Source organism: Streptomyces sp. NBC_01465, from assembly GCF_036227325.1.
Lineage (GTDB): Bacteria > Actinomycetota > Actinomycetes > Streptomycetales > Streptomycetaceae > Streptomyces.
In genome coordinates, this window is sequence record NZ_CP109467.1 from 2,941,524 (window position 1) to 2,956,810 (window position 15,287).

General features: G+C 68.3%; 17 protein-coding genes. 6 read left to right on the forward strand and 11 right to left on the reverse strand.

All coding sequences use genetic code 11. The annotated features are described in order from the left end of the window. Positions 1 to 7: 7 nt before the first annotated feature. Together OG707_RS13600 and rph are read right to left on the reverse strand one after the other, a co-directional pair. The gene (locus tag OG707_RS13600) at positions 8 to 385 is read right to left on the reverse strand and encodes a hypothetical protein (RefSeq protein WP_329117866.1); all 378 of its coding nucleotides are present in this window, start codon (positions 383 to 385) and stop codon (positions 8 to 10) included. Between the two features lie 107 nt (positions 386 to 492). Then, on the reverse strand, positions 493 to 1,230 hold the full coding sequence (gene rph, locus OG707_RS13605; RefSeq protein ID WP_329117867.1) for a ribonuclease PH: 738 nt from the start codon (positions 1,228 to 1,230) through the stop codon (positions 493 to 495). Positions 1,231 to 1,363: 133 nt separating this feature from the next. Here rph and OG707_RS13610 point away from each other — a divergent pair, with 133 nt between their 5' ends. Further along, positions 1,364 to 3,046: a GAF domain-containing SpoIIE family protein phosphatase gene (locus OG707_RS13610; RefSeq protein ID WP_329117869.1), complete on the forward strand. Its 1,683-nt coding sequence runs from the start codon at positions 1,364 to 1,366 to the stop codon at positions 3,044 to 3,046. A gap of 90 nt (positions 3,047 to 3,136) precedes the next feature. Here the strand turns inward: OG707_RS13610 and OG707_RS13615 are convergent, their stop codons facing one another. Then, the gene (locus tag OG707_RS13615) at positions 3,137 to 3,433 is read right to left on the reverse strand and encodes a PTS glucose/sucrose transporter subunit IIB (protein WP_329117871.1); all 297 of its coding nucleotides are present in this window, start codon (positions 3,431 to 3,433) and stop codon (positions 3,137 to 3,139) included. Positions 3,434 to 3,589: 156 nt separating this feature from the next. Here OG707_RS13615 and OG707_RS13620 point away from each other — a divergent pair, with 156 nt between their 5' ends. The 4 genes from OG707_RS13620 to OG707_RS13635 all read left to right on the forward strand — a co-directional run bounded on the left by OG707_RS13620 (position 3,590) and on the right by OG707_RS13635 (position 8,832). Next, positions 3,590 to 4,882 (forward strand): PTS transporter subunit EIIC, encoded by a 1,293-nt coding sequence (locus OG707_RS13620; RefSeq protein WP_329117873.1) that lies wholly within the window; start codon positions 3,590 to 3,592, stop codon positions 4,880 to 4,882. Positions 4,883 to 5,080: 198 nt separating this feature from the next. After that, positions 5,081 to 6,322 (forward strand): PTS transporter subunit EIIC, encoded by a 1,242-nt coding sequence (locus tag OG707_RS13625; protein WP_329117875.1) that lies wholly within the window; start codon positions 5,081 to 5,083, stop codon positions 6,320 to 6,322. Between the two features lie 240 nt (positions 6,323 to 6,562). Then, positions 6,563 to 7,828: a PTS transporter subunit EIIC gene (locus tag OG707_RS13630; protein WP_329117877.1), complete on the forward strand. Its 1,266-nt coding sequence runs from the start codon at positions 6,563 to 6,565 to the stop codon at positions 7,826 to 7,828. Between the two features lie 92 nt (positions 7,829 to 7,920). Then, positions 7,921 to 8,832 (forward strand): DUF7916 family protein, encoded by a 912-nt coding sequence (locus OG707_RS13635; protein WP_329117879.1) that lies wholly within the window; start codon positions 7,921 to 7,923, stop codon positions 8,830 to 8,832. A 6-nt stretch (positions 8,833 to 8,838) separates the two neighbouring features. Here OG707_RS13635 and OG707_RS13640 read toward each other — a convergent pair whose 3' ends face one another. Then, a complete protein-coding gene (locus OG707_RS13640) occupies positions 8,839 to 9,591 on the reverse strand; it encodes an MBL fold metallo-hydrolase (protein ID WP_329117880.1) in 753 nt (250 codons plus the stop codon). Between the two features lie 152 nt (positions 9,592 to 9,743). On the opposite strand from OG707_RS13640, the gene OG707_RS13645 reads away from it, so the two are divergent. Next, complete coding sequence (locus OG707_RS13645) at positions 9,744 to 10,217, forward strand: type II toxin-antitoxin system PemK/MazF family toxin (RefSeq protein ID WP_329117882.1); 474 nt, start codon at positions 9,744 to 9,746, stop codon at positions 10,215 to 10,217. A 408-nt stretch (positions 10,218 to 10,625) separates the two neighbouring features. On the opposite strand, the gene OG707_RS13650 is transcribed toward OG707_RS13645, so the two are convergent. The 7 genes from OG707_RS13650 to clpS all read right to left on the reverse strand — a co-directional run bounded on the left by OG707_RS13650 (position 10,626) and on the right by clpS (position 15,236). Next, on the reverse strand, positions 10,626 to 11,576 hold the full coding sequence (locus OG707_RS13650) for a PLP-dependent cysteine synthase family protein (RefSeq protein ID WP_329117884.1): 951 nt from the start codon (positions 11,574 to 11,576) through the stop codon (positions 10,626 to 10,628). A 5-nt stretch (positions 11,577 to 11,581) separates the two neighbouring features. After that, the gene (locus tag OG707_RS13655; RefSeq protein WP_329117886.1) at positions 11,582 to 11,860 is read right to left on the reverse strand and encodes a MoaD/ThiS family protein; all 279 of its coding nucleotides are present in this window, start codon (positions 11,858 to 11,860) and stop codon (positions 11,582 to 11,584) included. Positions 11,861 to 11,951: 91 nt separating this feature from the next. Next, positions 11,952 to 12,068 carry a putative leader peptide gene (locus OG707_RS13660; protein WP_329117888.1) on the reverse strand — a complete coding sequence of 39 codons (117 nt, stop codon included), beginning with the start codon at positions 12,066 to 12,068 and terminating at the stop codon, positions 11,952 to 11,954. Between the two features lie 70 nt (positions 12,069 to 12,138). Then, the gene (locus tag OG707_RS13665; RefSeq protein ID WP_329117890.1) at positions 12,139 to 12,555 is read right to left on the reverse strand and encodes a M67 family metallopeptidase; all 417 of its coding nucleotides are present in this window, start codon (positions 12,553 to 12,555) and stop codon (positions 12,139 to 12,141) included. Positions 12,556 to 12,634: 79 nt separating this feature from the next. Continuing rightward, positions 12,635 to 14,074 carry an amino acid permease gene (locus OG707_RS13670; RefSeq protein WP_329117892.1) on the reverse strand — a complete coding sequence of 480 codons (1,440 nt, stop codon included), beginning with the start codon at positions 14,072 to 14,074 and terminating at the stop codon, positions 12,635 to 12,637. A 287-nt stretch (positions 14,075 to 14,361) separates the two neighbouring features. Further along, on the reverse strand, positions 14,362 to 14,916 hold the full coding sequence (locus tag OG707_RS13675; protein ID WP_329117894.1) for a DUF2017 domain-containing protein: 555 nt from the start codon (positions 14,914 to 14,916) through the stop codon (positions 14,362 to 14,364). After that, positions 14,916 to 15,236, reverse strand: coding sequence for an ATP-dependent Clp protease adapter ClpS (clpS, locus tag OG707_RS13680; RefSeq protein ID WP_329117897.1), 321 nt, complete (start codon positions 15,234 to 15,236; stop codon positions 14,916 to 14,918). Before clpS ends, OG707_RS13675 begins: the two co-directional genes overlap by 1 nt. Positions 15,237 to 15,287 lie beyond the last annotated feature (51 nt).

The following is a 15,287-nucleotide window of genomic DNA, read 5'->3' on the forward strand; positions in this document are numbered from 1 at the left end:
TGACGGTCTACGAGGTGCAGACCTTACCCAGCTCCGACGCCGCGTCCGCGACCGGGCTGATGTCGGGGGTCTTGTCGCCGTTCTTGATCGACGAACGGACGTTGTCCACGGCCGTGTTGAGGCTGTCGATGGACTTGTCGAGGTCCGCGTTGTCGGTCTTGTCCTTGAGCGACGTGAGGTTCTTGCTGATGTCGTCGAGGGCCTTGTCCGCCTGCGTCGGGTCGTTCGCGGCGTTGGAGACGGCCTGCTGCAGGTTGTTGACGTTGGAGGCGATCGCGTCCGCGGTCTGGACGCAGTCGACCGCCTTGTCCACGGCGCTGCAGCCGACCATGGTCGCGGTCAGGGCGAGTGTGGCTCCTGCTGCTGCCAGTGCGATGCGACGCATGGTCGGGTCCCCCGGTTTCGACGTGTACGGACAGACGGACGGGCGCACGGTTCGATCCGCGCGCCCGTGTCTGGGATGACGTCGGCCGGGCCGACTTGGTTGCTTCTTTACTCGCCGAGGGTCTTTCCGAGGGCCTCGACCTGGAGCGCGGTGAGGTCCGCGCAGCCGCCGGTGGCGAGGTCGAGGAGCGCGTTGAGCTCCTTGCGGTCGAAGGGCTCGGCCTCCGCCGTGCCCTGGACCTCGACGAAGCGGCCGTCGCCGGTGCAGACGACGTTCATGTCGGTCTCGGCGCGCACGTCCTCCTCGTAGCAGAGGTCGAGGAGGGGTTCGCCGTCGACGATGCCGACGGAGACGGCGGAGACGGTGCCGGTCAGGGGCACGCGGCCGTGCTTGATCGCCTTCTTGGACTGGCCCCAGGCGATCGCGTCGGCGAGGGCCACGTACGCGCCGGTGATGGCTGCCGTACGGGTGCCGCCGTCGGCCTGGAGGACGTCGCAGTCGAGGACGATCGTGTTCTCGCCGAGCGCCTTGTAGTCGATGACGGCGCGCAGCGAGCGGCCGATGAGGCGGGAGATCTCGTGGGTGCGGCCGCCGATCTTGCCGCGTACGGATTCGCGGTCGCCGCGGGTGTTGGTGGAGCGGGGCAGCATCGAGTACTCGGCGGTGACCCAGCCCTCCCCGCTGCCCTTGCGCCAGCGCGGTACGCCTTCGGTGAAGGAGGCGGTGCAGAAGACTTTGGTGTCGCCGAAGGAGATGAGGACGGAGCCCTCGGCGTGCTTGCTCCAGGCACGTTCGATGGTGACCGGGCGGAGCTGTTCGGGGGTGCGGCCGTCGATGCGAGACATGGCGTCGAGCCTAGCTGGCGTGGTGGGGGGGTCGAAGGTCCCGGAAGAGCAGGACCAATGGCCCAAGACGTACTTATGCGACAATTACTACTCTTAGAGTAAAGCCCTAAATTGTTTACAGAGAAAGGTAGCCATGACCGTCGACGTCCGCCAGCCCACGACCGACTCGTCCGACCGCTTCTCGTCGGTCACGGTGCTGGAAGGGTCCCCGCACGGAATCCTGATCGCCTCGGCCGACCACGGCGGCACCGCCGTGTACGCGAACCGGCGCCTCTCGGAGCTGTTCCGTACGCCGGTCCCCATGGAGCCGGGCGGCATCGCCGCCGCCGCGCTGCTCCTCTTCGACCGCAACGGCGAGCCCATGGCGTTCGACGACTCCCCCATGGGCATCGCCCTGCACCGCAGGCGCGCCACCCGCGCCGAGGTGCAGTACCGGGTGCCGGGCGAGCCGCCGCTCTGGCTGGACATCAGCGCGAGCCCCCTGGAGTGCACGTACGGCGGGCAGCCCCTGGCGGTCTCGTACATCCACGACGTCTCCCACCAGCGCCACTCGGCGACCGAGCTGGACGAGGCGAACCAGCGGCTCGCCGAGCAGCTGGAGGACCTGACCTGGGTACACGGCCTGACCGAGCGGCTCGCGGACCGCGGCTCGCTGCAGAGCGCGCTGGCGCGGGTCCTGGAGGAGGGATCGCTGCTGCTGCACGCGGACATGGGGGTGGCCCGGCTCTTCGACGACGAGCACGGGACCATGACGACGCAGGCGGTGTTCGGGCTGGCGGATCCGGACGACGAGGTGCATCGCGCGCTGGAGAAGCTGACGGAGGACCGCTGCCTGATGGACGAGGTGGCGGACTCCGGCGGCGCGCTGATCGTCGAGGACGTGGAGACGGACCCGGCGTGCGGGGAGTCCTTCCGGGAGCTGGCCCGTACGGCCGGCTTCCGCAGTGCGTACGCGGTGACGCTCTCGGCCTCCGACGGGCGGCGCCTCGGCGTCGTGGGCTGGGCGTTCCGGCAGCCGGGCCGGCCGACGCTGCGCCAGCGTCAACTGACCGGCACCTACTGCCGGTTCGCGGGTCAGATCGTGGAGAACACGCAGTTGTACGAGCGCGAGCGGCGCATCGCGAGCACCCTGCAGCAGTCGATGCTCGCCCAGACGCTCCCCCACATCGAGGGGGTGCAGATCGCGGCGTGCAGTCTGCCGGGTGCGCACGGGATGCAGGCGGGCGGCGACTGGTACGACGTGGTGGCGCTGCGCGACGGCAAGGTGGCGCTGGCGCTGGGCGATGTGATGGGCAAGGGCCTGGGTGCGGCGACTGCGATGGGGCAGCTGCGGACGGCGCTGCGTGCGTACGCACTGGTGGAGGGCGAGGACCCGGTGGCGGTGCTGACGGACCTCAACGCACTGACCCAGAACATGGGGCTGACCGACATGACGACGGTGCTGTACATGACGGTGGACCCGAAGGAGCACGTGGCGCAGGTGGTGTCGGCGGGGCATCCTCCACCACTGTTGATCGACCAGTCGGGTGCCTCGTTCGTGCGGGCGGGCCAGGGTGTGCCGCTGGGTGTCGTGGACGAGTGGAACGCCGAGGAGAAGGAAGTGCCGCTGCCGCCGGGTGCGCTGCTGGTGATGTACACGGACGGTCTGGTGGAGCGGCGGGGCGAGGATCTGGGGACGGGTCTGGAGCGGCTGCGGCGGGCGGCGCTCAGCGCGCCCTCGGAGGTGGGCGAGTTGTGCGCGCACCTGGTGGAGGAGTGCCTGGACGAGGGGGCGAACCCGGACGACGTGGCGATCCTGGCGATCCGGGTCGGCTAGCAGCCGGCTGGCGGCCGGTTAGCGATTGCGTACGCAGAAGGGCCTGTTCCGGTCGGTCGGAACAGGCCCTTCTGCGAGCTTTGCAGGTGCTTACATCATGTCTTCGATGTCGGCGGCGATCGGGTCGGCGTCGGTGCCGATGACGACCTGGATCGCGGTGCCCATCTTGACGACGCCGTGGGCGCCGGCTGCCTTGAGGGCGGCGTCGTCGACGAGCGACGGGTCCTTGACCTCGGTGCGCAGGCGGGTGATGCAGCCCTCGACCTCTTCGATGTTGTCGAGTCCGCCGAGCCCGGCGACGATCTTCTCAGCCTTAGTGGCCATGTCTGACTCCTGAGTGTCTCTTCGCGGCCCGGCGACCCGGTCCGTTTGATCACGGTAACGCACGTTTGGACCACTTATACGAGCGTTACGCGGCGCCGGATCGCAGGATGACGATCACTGGTGCTGCGCCCTCGGGGGCTTGGTGCCGACCCGCGCCGTAAGTGGTCTACACCAGTGTACGGCGACCGCCGCTTCAGCCCGCACGGAGGACGCCGACCGATGAGCACGAACCCATCCGCCGTACAGACACCCTGGTACCAGGGGCTGATCGGCGGACTCCAGAAGATGGGACGCAGCCTCCAGCTGCCCATCGCCGTACTGCCCGCAGCGGGCATCCTCAACCGGCTCGGCCAGCCCGACGTGTTCGGCTCCGACGGCCTGGGCTGGGACAACGTCGCGAAGGTCTTCGCAGGCGCCGGTGGCGCGCTGCTCGACTCCTCGCTCGGCATGCCGCTGCTGTTCGCGGTCGGTGTCGCGATCGGCATGGCGAAGAAGTCGGACGGCTCGACCGCGCTCGCCGCGGTCACCGCCTTCCTCGTCTACTACAAGATCCTTCAGGCGTTCCCGGTGGACTGCGCCAAGGGAGCGGTCGCGGTCGCCACGGGCTGCCAGGCCGCCGACCACACCGTCACCGCCTTCTCGTACCAGAACCCCGGCGTCTTCGGCGGAATCATCATCGGCCTGCTCACGGCCTGGTTCTGGCAGCGCTACCACCGCGTGAAGCTGGTCGACTGGCTCGGCTTCTTCAACGGCCGCCGCCTCGTCCCGATCATCATGTCCGGCGTCGCACTCGTCTTCGCCGTCCTGTGCCTGTGGGTGTGGCCGCCGGTCGGTGACGCGCTCACGTCGTTCGCGCAGTGGATGTCGGACCTCGGCTCGTTCGGTTCGGGTGTCTTCGGTGTCGCCAACCGCGCCCTGCTGGTGGTCGGTATGCACCAGTTCCTGAACACCTTCATGTGGTTCCAGTTCGGCGACTTCACCAAGCCCGACGGCACGGTCGTCCACGGTGACATCACCCGCTTCCTCGCGGGCGACCCGACGGCCGGCCAGTTCACCTCGGGCTTCTTCCCGATCATGATGTTCGCCCTCCCCGCGGCGGCCCTGGCGATCGCGCACTGCGCCAAGCCGCACCGCCGCAAGGAGGTCACGGGCATGATGGTCTCCGTCGCCCTGACCTCGTTCGTCACGGGTGTCACGGAGCCGATCGAGTACTCGTTCCTCTACATCGCCCCGGTCCTGTACGGAATCCACGCGATCCTCACCGGTGTCTCGATGGCCGTGACCTGGGCGCTCGGAGTGAAGGACGGATTCAGCTTCTCGGCAGGTCTGATCGACTACGTCATCAACTGGAGCCTGGCCACCAAGCCTTGGATGATCATTCCGATCGGCCTGTGCTTCGCGGTGGTCTACTACGCGCTCTTCCGCTTCGTCATCACCAAGTTCAACCTCAAGACCCCCGGTCGCGAGGACGACGAGGTGGCGGAGGAGATGGAGCGCGACAACGTGAAGTAGCGGCGCCCGCTTCGGGACCTACGCCCCGCAGCACGAAGGGCCCTCGGACCTCATGGTCCGGGGGCCCTTCGTCATGTCCTGGCGCGAGCTTCCCGCCATAGGTAACTTCCAGGCCTTTATGCCGATTTGACCGTGCTAGTACTGGTCTACACCACTGGGTGGTTCAGACCACCTGGACGTACTGGAGGAAGTCACGTCATGAGTACGGCCATTGCCGCACCTCCCGCGAAGAAGCGGGGCTCCGGCCTGTTCCAGGGAATGCAGAAGATCGGCCGCAGCCTTCAGCTGCCGGTGGCCGTCCTGCCCGCCGCCGCCATCCTGCTCCGGCTCGGCCAGGACGACGTCTTCGGCAAGGACGGACTCGGCTGGGACAAGGTCTCCGCGGTCTTCGGCGCCGCCGGCGGTGCGCTCTTCGACGCCCTGCCGCTGCTGTTCTGCGTGGGCGTGGCCATCGGCTACGCGAAGAAGGCCGACGGCTCCACCGCGCTGGCCGCGCTCGTGGGCTTCCTCGTCTACAAGAACGTGCTGACCGCGTTCCCCGCGGACGGCTCGGTCACCGACGCCCTGCCGGGCGGCGTACCGCAGAACCCCGGTGTCCTCGGCGGCATCCTCGTCGGCCTGGTCAGCGCCATCGTCTGGCAGAAGTACCACCGCACCAAGCTGGTCGACTGGCTCGGCTTCTTCAACGGCCGCCGTCTCGTGCCGATCCTCATGGCCTTCATCGGCGTGATCTTCGGCGTGGTCTTCGGGCTGGCCTGGCAGCCGATCGGTGACGCGCTGACCAGCTTCGGCGACTGGCTCATGGGCCTGGGCGCGGTCGGCTCCGGCATCTACGGCGTGTTCAACCGCGGGCTGATACCCGTCGGCATGCACCAGTTCCTGAACACGTTCTTCCAGCAGCAGATGGGCACCTTCACCGACAGCACGGGCGCGGTCTGGCACGGCGAGATTCCCCGCTTCTTCCACGGTGACCCGACCGCCGGGCAGTTCATGTCGGGCTTCTTCCCGATCATGATGTTCGGCCTCCCGGCCGCCGCGATCGCCATCGCGCACTGCGCCAAGCCGCACCGCCGCAAGGCCGTGATGGGCATGATGATCTCGCTCGCGCTGACCTCGTTCGTGACGGGTGTGACCGAGCCGATCGAGTTCACCTTCCTCTTCATCGCCCCGGCGCTCTTCGCGGTCCACGCGGTACTGACCGGCCTCTCGATGGCGGTGACCTGGGGGCTCGGGGTGCACGACGGGTTCGGGTTCTCGGCCGGCCTGATCGACTACCTGCTCAACTGGAAGCTGGCCACCAAGCCGTATCTGATCCTTCCGATCGGCCTGGCCTTCGCGGCGGTCTACTACACGCTCTTCCGCTTCATCATCGTGAAGTTCAACCTGCCGACGCCGGGCCGCGAGCCCGACGAGGAGGTCGAGGACCTCACCAAGGCGTAGCCGCTCCCCCACGACCGGAAGTCCCAGTTCCATAAAGAGCTGGGGCTTTTCGGCGTGTCTGGTGCGGTGTGTCCCGTGCCACAGGTTTAAGGGGGTTCCTTTATCCCGGCTTCACGGGGTACAACTGGTCTACACCACTGAGTGGTGTAGACCACGCGGCGTTCTCGCCGCGTCCCCCCGGAGACGCCGCCGTCCCCACTTCCATGTCCCCAGGCGGCGCCTTGCCTACTGGAGGAAGTTGTGTCCACGGCCAGTGCCGCCCCCGCGGCCGCCAAGAAAAAGGGCTCCGGCGCGATGGCTGTCATGCAGCGCATCGGCCGCAGCCTCATGCTGCCGGTCGCCGTGCTGCCTGCCGGAGCGCTCCTCGTGCGCCTCGGCAACCCCGACATGCTCGGCCGCGATTCGTTCCCGACGTTCATCACCAAGATCGCCGGCTACATGGCCGCCGGTGGTGGCGCGATCCTCGACAACATGCCGCTGCTGTTCTGCGTCGGTATCGCGATCGGCTTCGCCAAGAAGTCGGACGGCTCGACCGCCCTCGCCGCAGTCACCGGCTACCTCGTCTTCCAGAAGGTGCTGAGCACCTTCACCGACAGCAACCTGCCCAAGGTCGCGGCCGTGGTCGACGGCAAGATCGTCGAAAACGCCGCACCGGTCAACGCCGGCGTGCTCGGCGGCGTCATCATGGGCGTAGTCGTCGCCCTGCTCTACCAGAAGTTCTACCGGACCAAGCTCCCCGACTGGGCGGGCTTCTTCGGCGGCCGCCGCCTGGTCCCGATCCTCTCGGCCTTCGCGGGTCTGGTCATCGGCATCGTCTTCGGTCTCATCTGGCCGGTCCTCGGCACCGGTCTGCACAACTTCGGTGAGTGGCTCGTCGGTTCGGGCGCTGTCGGCGCGGGCATCTTCGGTGTCGCCAACCGTGCGCTGATCCCGATCGGCATGCACCACCTGCTGAACTCCTTCCCGTGGTTCCAGGCAGGCGACTACCAGGGCAAGCACGGCGACATCTCGCGCTTCCTCGCCGGCGACCCGAGCGCCGGACAGTTCATGACCGGCTTCTTCCCGATCATGATGTTCGCCCTTCCCGCGGCCTGCCTCGCGATCGTCCACTGCGCCCGCCCCGAGCGCCGCAAGGTCGTCGGCGGCATGATGTTCTCCCTCGCGGCCACCGCGTTCGTCACCGGTGTGACCGAGCCGATCGAGTTCACCTTCATGTTCATCGCCCCGGCGCTGTACGCGATCCACGCGGTGCTCACCGGTGTCTCCATGGCCCTGACCTGGGCGCTCGGCATGAAGGACGGCTTCGGCTTCTCCGCCGGCGCAGTCGACTACTTCCTCAACCTGGGGATCGCGACCAACCCGCTGGGCCTCGCCCTGGTCGGCGTCTGCTTCGCAGTCGTCTACTACGTGGTCTTCCGCTTCGCGATCATCAAGTGGAACCTCCCCACGCCGGGCCGCGAGTCCGACGAGGAGCTCGCAGAGATCCTCAAGGCCGAGGCGAAGTAGTCCTCAGCCCCTCCCGTACGGGACCAAAGCCCCTCGCCATTGACCCCAATGGCGAGGGGCTTTGTCCTGTTTCGGGGCCTACGGTGGAATGCATGACCCAGCGCATCCTCGACCTGCACCGCGAACAGCTCGCCGCCCTCCGAGGCCGCGAACTCACCGCCTCCGTCGCCGCCGCCGAAGGCCGCACGATGATCGCCGAAGTGTTCGCCGAACGCGCCGCGATGATCCCCGACCCGGGCGGCCGCGGCATCCACAACATGGAGCTCGTCTCGGCGTTCGGCGCCGACATCGTCGTACTCAATCTGATCGAGCGCGCCTGGGACGGCGAGAAGTTGGAGCTGCCGGGGCTCGGCACCTTCACCTCCTTCACCGACCTCGCCGCGTACATCGGGCGGCCCGTCGGCATCAACCTCGAGCCCGGCGACGTCCCCGAGATCCGCCGCGCCAAGCCCGAGCACGCCAAGCGGCTGATCGACATGGGGGCGGCGATGCTCTGCATCACCGCCAACCCCGGCACCGGCGGCTCCTTCGACGGCATGGCCCGCGTCACCGAAGAGCTCCGCAACGGGCTCGGTGACGACGTCGCGCTGTGGAGCGGGAAAATGCACCACGCCGGTCATCCCGAGCGGATCACCGTGGGGCGGCTCACCGCGCTCGTCGACGCGGGCGCGGACGGTGTGGTCATGCCGCTGCCCGGCACCATGCCCGGTGTCACCAAGGAGCTCGCGGCCGAGGCGGTCGCCGCCGTACAGGACGCGGGAGCGATCGTGATGGGCGCCATCGGCACCAGCCAGGAGGGCTCGCACGCCGATGTCGTGCCGCAACTCGCGCTGAACGCCAAGGAAGTGGGCTTCGACGCCCACCACTTCGGCGACTCCTACATCCCCGGCATGTGCGACCCCGAGGTCTTCTACGCCTACTCGGTCGCGATCCGCGGCCGGCGCCACACCTGGAACCGGATGGGGCTGAGCGGCCGCGGCTACCGCAGCGGGGACGCGCGCTAGATCCCGCTAGATCTCGTACACCGCGCCGGGGGCGGCCAGTTCGGCCTCGCCGCCGTACACCTCGCGCGCGTCCGCCAGGTTCTGCTCGGCGTCCGTCCACGGCGGGATGTGGGTCAGGACCAGGCGGCCCGCCTTCGCGCGCTCCGCGTGGGCGCCCGCCTCGCGACCGTTGAGGTGCAGGTCGGGGACGTCCTCCTTGCCGTGCGTGAAGGACGCCTCGCAGAGGAACAGGTCGGTGCCGTCGGCCAGTTCGTGCAGGCTCTCGCAGACTCCCGTGTCACCGGAGTACGTGAGGGACTTGCCGTCGTGCTCGATGCGGATGCCGAACGCCTCCACCGGGTGGCAGACCTTCTCCGTACGGACCGAGAAGGGGCCGATGTCGAAGGAGCCCGGCTTCAGGGTGTGGAAGTCGAAGACCTCACCCATGGAGGTGGGGGAAGGCGTGTCCGCGTAGGCCGTGGTCAGGCGCTGGTCGGCGCCTTCGGGGGCGTACACGGGGATCGCGTCGCAGCGGCCGCCCTCGTGGCGGTAGTAGCGGGCGACGAAGTACGCGCACATGTCGATGCAGTGGTCCGCGTGGAGATGGCTGAGGAAGATCGCATCGAGGTCGTACAGGCCGATGTGACGCTGCAGCTCGCCCAGGGCGCCATTGCCCATGTCGAGGAGCAGCCGGAAGCCGTCGGCCTCTACGAGGTAGCTCGAGCAGGCCGAATCCGCGGACGGAAACGACCCCGAGCAGCCGACGACGGTGAGCTTCATGGGGAGGGAACCTCCGTGGGCGGGCAGGCGACGGGGGTCGAGCGGTCTGTTGAGCGTAAGGCGCGAAAGGGGGGCTCGCTCCTTCGCGGCGGGCCGTTGTGGGCGAACTCACCTGCGTTGTCACCGGTTCGGGTGGGGGTAGCGTCGGCTCCATGGATACGTCTTGGGTGCTCGCGCTCATCGCTGTCGTGCTGATCGCGCTCGTCGCTGCCGTGGTGGACGGGCGGGCGCGCGGGGGCCGCCGGCCCGGTGGGCCGCGGGGGCGGACCCGGCCGCCGGGGCGGGCGCGGGGACCTCGTCGTACGGGGCCGAAGAAGGCGCCCGCCGCCGGGGAGATCTGGTGGGCGAACGTGCCTTACGAGGACGGGCCCGGGGCCAAGGACCGGCCGTGTCTGGTGCTGTCCCTGCGGGGCGAGCAGGTGCTGGTCGCGAAGATCACCAGCAAGTACCACGACGAGCGGCCGGGGGTCATTGCGCTGCCGCCGGGGTCGGTGGGCGATGCGCAGGGGCGGCCGAGCTTCCTGGAGACGGATGAGCTGCGGGAGGTCGCGGTGTGGGAGTTCCGGAGGCGGGTGGGGGTGGTGGACCCGACGCTTTGGGACCAGGTCCGGCACTTGGCGGGCTGACCGGGGGTTCTTCCCCCCACCCCGCCCCTTCCCGGCTGTGACATTTTGCGGCTCCGCCGCGTGAGGGGCTACGCCCCAGACCCCCTTGCCAGGGGTGGGGCGAACGGGGGCTGCGCCCCCGAGCCCCGCATGCGGGGGCTTCGCCCCCTGCGCCCCCTTGGCTGGGGTGGGTTGAACGGGGGCTGCGCACCCCCAACCCCGCCTTGCGGGGGCTTCGCCCCCTGCACCCCCGTAAGCGACCTTCGGCCGCTTGTCCTCAATCGCCGGACGGGCTGGATTTGCCCAACTGAGCTCGCACGTGCGGGCTCGTACGGCCCGCAGAAAGTGAGCCCTCACCAGCAAAATCAAGCCCCTCCGGCGATTGAGGAGCGGGGTCTGGGGCGGAGCCCCAGAGGAGGCCCAGCCGCGCTACGCCCAGAGTTGGCCCTGCAGAGTCTCGATCGCCGCCTCCGTCGTCGCGGCCGTGTACACGCCCGTCGACAAGTACTTCCAGCCGCCGTCGGCTACGACGAACACGATGTCCGCCGACTCACCCGCCTTGACTGCCTTCTGCCCCACACCGATCGCCGCGTGCAGCGCCGCCCCCGTCGAGACCCCCGCGAAGATGCCCTCCTGCTGCAGGAGTTCACGCGTCCGCGTCACCGCGTCCGCCGAGCCCACCGAGAAGCGGGTCGTGAGGACCGACGCGTCGTACAGCTCGGGGACGAAGCCCTCGTCCAGGTTGCGCAGGCCGTACACCAGGTCGTCGTAGCGCGGTTCCGCCGCGACGATCTTGATGCCGGGGACGTTCTCGCGGAGGTAGCGGCCCACGCCCATCAGCGTGCCCGTCGTCCCCAGGCCCGCCACGAAGTGCGTGATCGACGGGAGGTCGGTGAGGATCTCCGGGCCCGTCGTCGCGTAGTGCGCGCCCGCATTGTCTGGGTTTCCGTACTGGTAGAGCATCACCCACGTCGGGTTCTCCGCCGCCAGCTCCTTCGCCACCCGTACCGCCGTGTTGGAGCCTCCCGCCGCGGGGGACGAGATGATCTCCGCGCCCCACATCGCCAGCAGGTCGCGCCGCTCCTGCGAGGTGTTCTCCGGCATGACGCAGACGATGTTGTAGCCCTTGAGCTTCGCCGCCATCGCGAGGGAGATTCCCGTGTTGCCGCTGGTGGGCTCCAGGATCGTGCAGCCCGGCGTCAACCGGCCGTCCTTCTCCGCCTGTTCGACCATGTGGAGCGCGGGGCGGTCCTTGATCGAGCCGGTGGGGTTGCGGTCCTCCAGCTTGGCCCAGATGCGGACGTCGTCCGACGGGGACAGGCGCGGGAGGCGTACCAGCGGGGTGTTCCCGACGGCGGCGAGGGGGCTGTCGTAGCGCATCGGGCTCAGACCATGCCGCCGGCCACGGCCGGGAGGATCGTGACGTTGTCGCCGTCGGTGAGCTTGGTGGAGATGCCGTCGAGGAAGCGGACGTCCTCGTCGTTGAGGTAGACGTTCACGAAGCGGCGCAGCTGCTCGCCGTCGACGATGCGCGCCTGGATGCCGTTGTGCCGGGTCTCGAGGTCGGCGAGGAGGTCGGCAAGGGTGTCGCCGCTGCCTTCGACGGCCTTGGCGCCGTCGGTGTAGGTGCGGAGGATGGTCGGGATGCGGACCTCGATGGCCATGGCTGGACTCCAGTCGGGAGGAGAGGGGAAGGCGGGGGCGCGCACGGCTGAGCGCTGGGAGTGGGGCTGTGGTGCGGGGGTGGAGCGCGGCTCAGACGGCGGCGCGCCCACAACAGATCGCGCTCGCCAGTCGGCACAGGTCGACGTGGAGGCGCGCAACGAGCAGCAGTGCGCTCGGCGTCTTGTCGCTCACGTCGTGGAGAACCATGCGGTCATCGTATCGATTCCCGGTCCTGAATTCGGAGTCTTGTCTTGAGGGGTGGGACAGTCGCGTCCAATCAGTGGACGATCTTGATTTCTTCCTCCGTGACCTCGCCGTCGACGATGCGGTACGAGCGGAACTGGAAGGGGCCCGCGTCGTCCGCGTCCGCCGTCGAGACCAGGACGTAGTGCGCGCCCGGCTCGTTCGCGTACGTGATGTCCGTGCGCGACGGGTAGGCCTCGGTCGCCGTGTGCGAGTGGTAGACGATCACCGGCTCCTCGTCGCGGTCGTCCATGTCGCGGTAGAGCTTGAGGAGGTCCGCGGAGTCGAACTCGTAGAAGGTCGGCGAGCGCGCGGCATTCAGCATGGGGATGAAGCGCTCGGGGCGGCCCTCCCCCACCGGGCCCGCGACGACTCCGCAGGCCTCGTCGGGGTGGTCGGCCCTGGCGTGGGCCACGATCTGGTCGTACAGGGACTGGGTGATGGTCAGCATGCTGAGAAGGATAAGCAGACGGGCCCGTCCGTACCGGAGTGCGGTACGGGCGGGCCCGGATGTTGAGACGCGCGGGTGATTACCGCTTCTGGAAGGCTGCCGCCGCCGGATTGCGGCGCTTGAGCACCACGTACGAGATGCAGAGCAGGACCGCCCAGAGCGGGGCGCAGTAGAGGGAGATGCGTGCGTCCTTGTCGACGCCCATCATCACGATGACCATGCCGATGAAGGCCAGCGAGAACCAGCTGGTCCAGGGGGCGCCGGGGGCGCGGAACGAGGACTGCGGGAGTTCGCCGCGGTCGGCCTTGGCGCGGAAGCGGAGCTGGCAGACCAGGATCATGATCCAGGCCCACATGCCGGAGATCGTGGCGAAGGAGACGACGTAGTTGAACGCCTGGCCGGGGGCGACGTAGTTGATCCAGACGCCGACCAGCATGAGCGCCGCGGAGACCGTCGTGCCGATCAGCGGGGTGCCGCTCTTCGTGAGCTTCGTGAAGGCCTTCGGGCCCTGGCTGTTGAGGGCCAGGTCGCGCAGCATCCGGCCGGTGGAGTACATGCCGGAGTTGCAGGAGGAAAGGGCCGCGGTGAGGACGACGAAGTTGACTATCGCGGCGCCGGCGCCCAGGCCCATCTTCTGGAAGGCGTGGACGAAGGGGCTGACGCCCGGCTGGAACTCGTGCCAGGGGATGACCGAGAGGATCATGATCAGCGCGCCGACGTAGAAGACGGCGATGCGCCACGGCACGGTGTTGATGGCCTTGGGGAGCGTCTTCTCCGGGTTCTTGGACTCGCCCGCGGTGACGCCGACCAGCTCGACGGCGAGGAAGGCGAACATCACGATCTGCAGCGTCATCAGCGTGCCGCCGATGCCCTTGGGGAAGAACCCGCCGTCGTTCCAGAGGTTGGAGACGGTCGCGGTGTCCGCGGCGTCCGAGAAGCCGACCGTGAGGATGCCGGCGCAGATGAGGATCATGCCGACGATCGCGGTGACCTTGACCATCGAGAACCAGAACTCGAGCTCGCCGAAGAGCTTCACGGAGATCAGGTTCACTCCGTAGAGGACGACCGTGAAGATGAGCGCGTACGCCCATTGCGGGAAGCTGTCGTGGGTCCAGAAGGACATGTACTGGGCGGCCGCGGTGACTTCGGTGATGCCCGTGACGACCCAGAAGAGCCAGTACGTCCATCCGGTGACGAAGCCCCAGAACGGACCGATGAACTCGCGGGCGTACTCCGAGAAGGAGCCGGAGACCGAGCGGTACATCAGCAGCTCGCCGAGCGCCCGCATGATGAAGAAGATGACCAGGCCCGCGATGGCGTACGCCAGGATGAGGCTGGGTCCGGCCTTGGAGATGGCCTTGCCGGCGCCGAGGAAGAGCCCGGTGCCGATGGCGCCGCCGATCGCGATCATCTGGATCTGGCGGGCGCCGAGGCCTCGCTGGTAGCCCTCCCCGGAGGAGCCTTCCGGGCCTTGGGCCTCACTGCTGTCGGGGACCTGATCGACCTGCACTGAGGTCATGGTGGTGCGCCTTTCTCCATGCCGATCCGGCCTGACTGGCGCGGATCGACTGTGACGATCCTTGGAGCAGCGCCGACGGTCGGCCGGCTGTAGCGCCCCGGGGGACAGGGGTGGCGTCCTCCGAGCGGTCGTGAAGAACTATCACGGCCGCATAAGTGATCATCTTGGGCGAATGTGGCGCACACCACTGGAAGAACCGGACATAGCGTCATTACCGCAGCAAAGGTCTTTGCAGTAGTGACGTGATCGTTATCCGGAATTGAGCGTCCGCTGAGCGAACTGCTGGGTTACGGCATCAGCGTTTCGATCAAGGTTTCCTGGAGCGCCCCGAGCCAGAGGTACGCCATCACCATCGGCTTGCGCGGGTCGTCGTCCGGGAGCCGGTAGAGCCCGCGGTCGTCCTCGTCGTCGGAGACCTCCAGGCGGGTCCCGATCGTCAGGCGCAGGTCGTTGAGGGCGCCGAGCCAGTGGCGCGAGTCCTCGGCGGAGAGGGTGACGCCGGAGGCGTCCGCCGCGTCGAGCGTGCGGATCACGGCGAGCGCGTCCTCGCGCTTGCGGGTGCGCAGGTCGTTCTCGGTGAAGCGGCGGAACTCCGCGGAGTGCTCCGGGTTCTCCTCGCCGTACGCATCCGGGAACAGCCGGGCCAGCGCCGGGTCCGACGGCGGCTCGCTGGGGCCCTCGGCGAAGAGCGCCGCCAGGGGGTCCTCGCCCTCGGCCGGTTCGTCGCCCGGGCCGTACAGCTCCAGGAGCTGTACGGCGAGCGAGCGCAGGATGGAGATCTCGACCTCGTCGAGCGCGACGGACGCACCGCCGCCGGCCACCGTCTCGAACTGCCCGGCCATCAGTTGCGGTCCTGGGTCATCGTCGCCCACAGCCCGTACCCGTGCATCGCCTGCACATCGCGTTCCATCTCCTCGCGGCTGCCGCTGGAGACGGCGGCCCGGCCCTTGTGGTGCACGTCGAGCATCAGTTTGTGGGCCTTGTCCTTGGAGTAGCCGAAGTAGCTCTGGAACACATAGCTGACGTAGCTCATCAGGTTCACGGGGTCGTTGTGGACGAGCGTCACCCAGGGGACGTCGGGTTCGGGGACGGCGAAGGTTTCCTCCGACTCGGCCGATTCGGGACGTTCGATCTCTACGGGAGCGACACTCACCCCATCCATGCTGCCACCCTGCGGAGCCCGTCGCACACATGGGCTCCTACATCTCGTCAC

Coding starts and splice junctions, on each gene's coding strand:
- OG707_RS13600 (WP_329117866.1), bottom strand. CDS start 385: ATGCGTCGCATCGCACTGGCAGCAGCAGGAGCCACACTCGCCCTGACC.
- rph (WP_329117867.1), bottom strand. CDS start 1,230: ATGTCTCGCATCGACGGCCGCACCCCCGAACAGCTCCGCCCGGTCACC.
- OG707_RS13610 (WP_329117869.1), top strand. CDS start 1,364: ATGACCGTCGACGTCCGCCAGCCCACGACCGACTCGTCCGACCGCTTC.
- OG707_RS13620 (WP_329117873.1), top strand. CDS start 3,590: ATGAGCACGAACCCATCCGCCGTACAGACACCCTGGTACCAGGGGCTG.
- OG707_RS13625 (WP_329117875.1), top strand. CDS start 5,081: ATGAGTACGGCCATTGCCGCACCTCCCGCGAAGAAGCGGGGCTCCGGC.
- OG707_RS13635 (WP_329117879.1), top strand. CDS start 7,921: ATGACCCAGCGCATCCTCGACCTGCACCGCGAACAGCTCGCCGCCCTC.
- OG707_RS13640 (WP_329117880.1), bottom strand. CDS start 9,591: ATGAAGCTCACCGTCGTCGGCTGCTCGGGGTCGTTTCCGTCCGCGGAT.
- OG707_RS13645 (WP_329117882.1), top strand. CDS start 9,744: ATGGATACGTCTTGGGTGCTCGCGCTCATCGCTGTCGTGCTGATCGCG.
- OG707_RS13650 (WP_329117884.1), bottom strand. CDS start 11,576: ATGCGCTACGACAGCCCCCTCGCCGCCGTCGGGAACACCCCGCTGGTA.
- OG707_RS13655 (WP_329117886.1), bottom strand. CDS start 11,860: ATGGCCATCGAGGTCCGCATCCCGACCATCCTCCGCACCTACACCGAC.
- OG707_RS13660 (WP_329117888.1), bottom strand. CDS start 12,068: ATGGTTCTCCACGACGTGAGCGACAAGACGCCGAGCGCACTGCTGCTC.
- OG707_RS13665 (WP_329117890.1), bottom strand. CDS start 12,555: ATGCTGACCATCACCCAGTCCCTGTACGACCAGATCGTGGCCCACGCC.
- OG707_RS13670 (WP_329117892.1), bottom strand. CDS start 14,074: ATGACCTCAGTGCAGGTCGATCAGGTCCCCGACAGCAGTGAGGCCCAA.
- OG707_RS13675 (WP_329117894.1), bottom strand. CDS start 14,916: ATGGCCGGGCAGTTCGAGACGGTGGCCGGCGGCGGTGCGTCCGTCGCG.
- clpS (WP_329117897.1), bottom strand. CDS start 15,236: ATGGATGGGGTGAGTGTCGCTCCCGTAGAGATCGAACGTCCCGAATCG.